Raw genomic sequence first — 3,788 nt, 5'->3', positions numbered from 1 at the left:
ATCAAAACAGCGCAAACTCTAATTTGTTGTCCAATGACCTGTGGTTGGGAGAATGCCGCAGCGCACTTGTACGAAAGCAAGTGGTTGAAATCGACTATTCAAGCCCAACGTCTCAGGAGGTAATATCTCGCCACATTGAACCTATTGGTCTGTTTTATTACAGCTTGCATTGGCACTTAATTGCGTGGTGTCGCTTACGCGAAGGCTATCGTGATTTTAGGCTTGATCGCATCTCGAAGTTTCAACCACAACCCCAACAATTTTCCCGTCACAGCCGTGCAACGCTTCAACAATACCTAGCCCGGCAACAAAGTCAGAATAAATTACTGGAAGTTGATTTATTGTTTCGGCCTGAGGCTGCAAGATTTGTTGGTGAACAACGTTATTCGTTCGGGTTTGTCAGTGAGGAACGCACAGCTGAAGGCGTAAAAATGAGTTTTTTGACTTCTGTGCCGCATTACATGGCACGTTGGCTTTTACAATTCACAGGTGGCGTTTGTGTGCTTAAGGGAGATGGACTTGAAAGTGCGATGAGGTGCTTGACCGATGAGCTATCAGCACACTGGAATGCGGATTAATGAAGATAGCTCAAATTTAGTAGAGAATAGTTTCTACCCTCCTGACATAGGGTTGTCAGTGTCAGGTGTCACAGTTGGTTCAACGGTAAATACGCCGTCCAATATTTTTCCGAAGCATCGATTCGGGAATGATTAACCAACTGGAGAATAGGAACGATGAAACGTAAACCAGTCAACCCGTGGTCCTGGTCGCTGAATGTCGGCTACAACCAAGCTGAAATACTCGAAGGGCTCAACCGGCAGTTAATCTGCTCGGGTCAAACCTCCGTCGACGCCGAAGGCAACCCGCAGCACCCCGAGAACATGCGGAGCCAGATTACGCTTTCCCTAGACAACCTCGAAAGCGTCCTGAACGCAGCCGACATGGGTCTTGCCAACATCACACGGCTCAATATTTACACCACAGACGTTGACGAAGCGATGAAGCACTTCGACGTGCTCGGCGCCCGATTTGGACGGGCCGATGCCGCCCCTCCAATGACCCTGCTCGGGGTCACCCGGCTCGCTATCCCCGAGCTCATGTTCGAGATTGAGGCAACCGCTGCCGACTGACTTAACATCCGACAGCCTAGACGTATACCAAGAGGGTCATGCTTAAGCACTGGTTGCACGGACGATTTGTCCGTTCAACCGCAGACGAATACTATTAGCCATTCAGATTCATGGACATGGCTTGTATTTTCTGCCATAAATGACAATGACTCACCTATACAAGGCCATTTAAATAGCTGAAATATTACTCTCTAAACTGAGTGCCCCCTAGAGACACATAGGAAAAATACTCAAAAAAAATACCAGAACCGAAGTTCTGGTATTTCATTCTAAGCTTGAAAAAGCCATAGCGTCCGAAGACAGTTTGGTCCAGAACTATATAGCGCTAACGCTTATTCTGTCTCCGCTTCACCTTTATAGATTGTAGGATCAGGTGCCTCTACACCCCAGGTTGGAACAGGGTGTTTTTCTTGCCATTGAGCAAGCTTCAACTTCAGCTCTTCAAGTTTCTCAGGGTATTTTGCAGAAACATCATAGCTCTCAACGAGAACTTCATTTTCGTCTTCCGTGTACTCTTCCGGGTTTTCGCTAAGCTTGTATAACTCGTACTTCTTCTTTCTAAACTTAATCAACTTAAACTCATCATCACGAACGGCAGCTTTGTTTACGCGATCCCAATAAATATAGCGATCATCCAGCTTTTCAACTTCACCGGTTAGGCGCGGCATCAGATCGATACCATCCAGTTTTTTGTCTGATACATTTTCACCTGCAGCTTTCAGTACTGTCGGCAAAATATCCAGAGTGTTCACAGGGTCATCAATAAACTGCCCTGACTGGATTTTACCCGGCCAGGAGATTGCGAACGGGACACGGATCCCACCCTCATAGAGCTCGCCTTTATGACCTGACAGTGGTTTGTTAGAAGAGAAGTTACTTTTCGGCTTACCGCCATTGTCTGAGACAAAAACAATGATCGTGTCATCAGTCAGACCGTTTCGTTTTAGCGCTCGGTTAATACGCTGAACGTTTTTATCTAAGCTATATGCCATAGCAAGAGCCGTTTTGCGACTTTGGATGTCTTCTTCTGTTTTATAGTCTTCACTAACGTAACCAATCTGGTTTTCGTAGTCCTCGGTTGCCTTCAACGGTGTATGAACGGCATTGAAAGCGACATACAGCATGAAAGGATTATCGGCATTCTTATTGATAAACTTCGCCGCCTCCATACCAAACCTGTCGGTCAGATAATCTCCTGTCGTCCCTTCTTCAACGTCATCGGTAATAGTTAGGCCAGACAAGGTTTCCAGCGCGCTTGCAACTTCCTCTCCATATTCAGCGTAAAAGCGAGCACGTCCCTCTGATGCACCATACTCAGTAATATACTGCTCTATTTTTGGTGTATGCGTCTTGATTGATAGTTCTGCTGCCGCAATCTCGCTGGCAGTGGGCTCTCTATCTCTAGGCGTATAATTGTTCCACATTGTTGAATGCGGTGTCTCTACGGCATTTTCATGGTTTCTAATACCTACACCATAAGCTGCGGCACCATTATTAAAACCGAAGAAAGAGTCAAAGCCACGATTATGAGGCCAGAACTTCCAATCCTCTCCATCATGGAGCTTACCCACAAATCCGGTAACATAACCGGCATTTTGGAAATGATTGCCTATAGTCGGTATGCCTGTTGGCGTACCCGGCTCAACATCTGATGAAGTCGTAGCGCCCTCCTCCCCTTTTTCATCTTCTTCAGGGGCAGGGTTACTATAAAAACCAAAGCGCTGTTGGTAACGCCCTGTTAAAAGTCCAGCCCGTGAAGGACCTGAGACAGGAGCCGTCACATACCCTTGATTGAAGACAGCACCACTGGCCGCAATTTTTTGAATATTTTTCGTAACACCGCTTATATCATCACTATTCCAGCCTTCTTTATAGAAGCCCGCATCTGCATGGCCCAAATCATCTGCCACAATAATAACGACATTCGGCGTACGTGTTACCTCTGCGTTAGTCGCTGGTTCAGATCCAGCAATAGCAGGCTGCATAATGCCGAAAGAGGCCGTGAATGCTGTTGCCAGCAAGCACTTCTTAAAAGTGGGTATTGGCATTTTGTTCCCTCGTAAATTGTTGTTATCAAAATGAACTCATTTATAAGCAATCAATTCTGCTTATTTGTCACTTTCCAAAAAAGCCACCTGAAATATAAACGTTTCTATTGCAAGTGACAGCTCTTCGAGTAAAGGACAACAACACAAAGTATTCCCTCTGATAATGTTTTGATCAATGCAAACGGTTAATAATTATACATAAAAATCTAAATTTGCGACTCCCTTCCAGAAAAATGGAAGTTGTAGGAGATAGAGAAAAGTAGTGTAACCGCATATCTTATTGGCAATAACACCCGATTAACTTGCGGTAAATCGCACTTATAAAGAGAAACGTTTATATCAGTAGATTTTGAGATTTACATCACACATTGAATGAGGACGGAATAAGAGTTTACAAAACCGATAATTAAACAAAAAAGAATATGAGAGAGTGGTAATAATATGCCCAACCGAACATATGGAAGAGTAAGGCTGCCAGTAATTTAGTAAAAGGTGAGAAATTCAAAATTAGAAAATATGCAAGCACAAACATATACTTGGGTAGGCATTGGCGTTTGATGATTCATCAATATCACCTACCCAATTATAAATCGCACTCTAAGTTACGAGA

General features: G+C 44.5%; 3 protein-coding genes. 2 read left to right on the top strand and 1 reads right to left on the bottom strand.

Annotation, left to right across the window (positions count from 1 at the left end):
* Positions 1 to 578 (top strand): YafY family protein (locus MHN01_RS19680; protein WP_239412906.1); only part of this gene is annotated, 578 nt, incomplete at its 5' end.
* 156 nt (positions 579 to 734) lie between these two features.
* Entirely contained in the window at positions 735 to 1,130 is a 396-nt protein-coding gene (locus tag MHN01_RS19675) for a RidA family protein (RefSeq protein WP_239412905.1), read from the top strand.
* A gap of 332 nt (positions 1,131 to 1,462) precedes the next feature.
* Here the strand turns inward: MHN01_RS19675 and MHN01_RS19670 are convergent, their stop codons facing one another.
* Entirely contained in the window at positions 1,463 to 3,115 is a 1,653-nt protein-coding gene (locus tag MHN01_RS19670) for a sulfatase-like hydrolase/transferase (RefSeq protein ID WP_239412904.1), read from the bottom strand.
* Between the last annotated feature and the right edge of the window lie 673 nt (positions 3,116 to 3,788).

This window comes from Photobacterium sp. OFAV2-7 (genome assembly GCF_022347985.1).
In the GTDB taxonomy this organism is placed as follows: Bacteria; Pseudomonadota; Gammaproteobacteria; order Enterobacterales; family Vibrionaceae; genus Photobacterium.
Note: the sequence above shows the minus strand (reverse complement) of the source record. Positions and strands in the feature narration are given on the sequence as shown.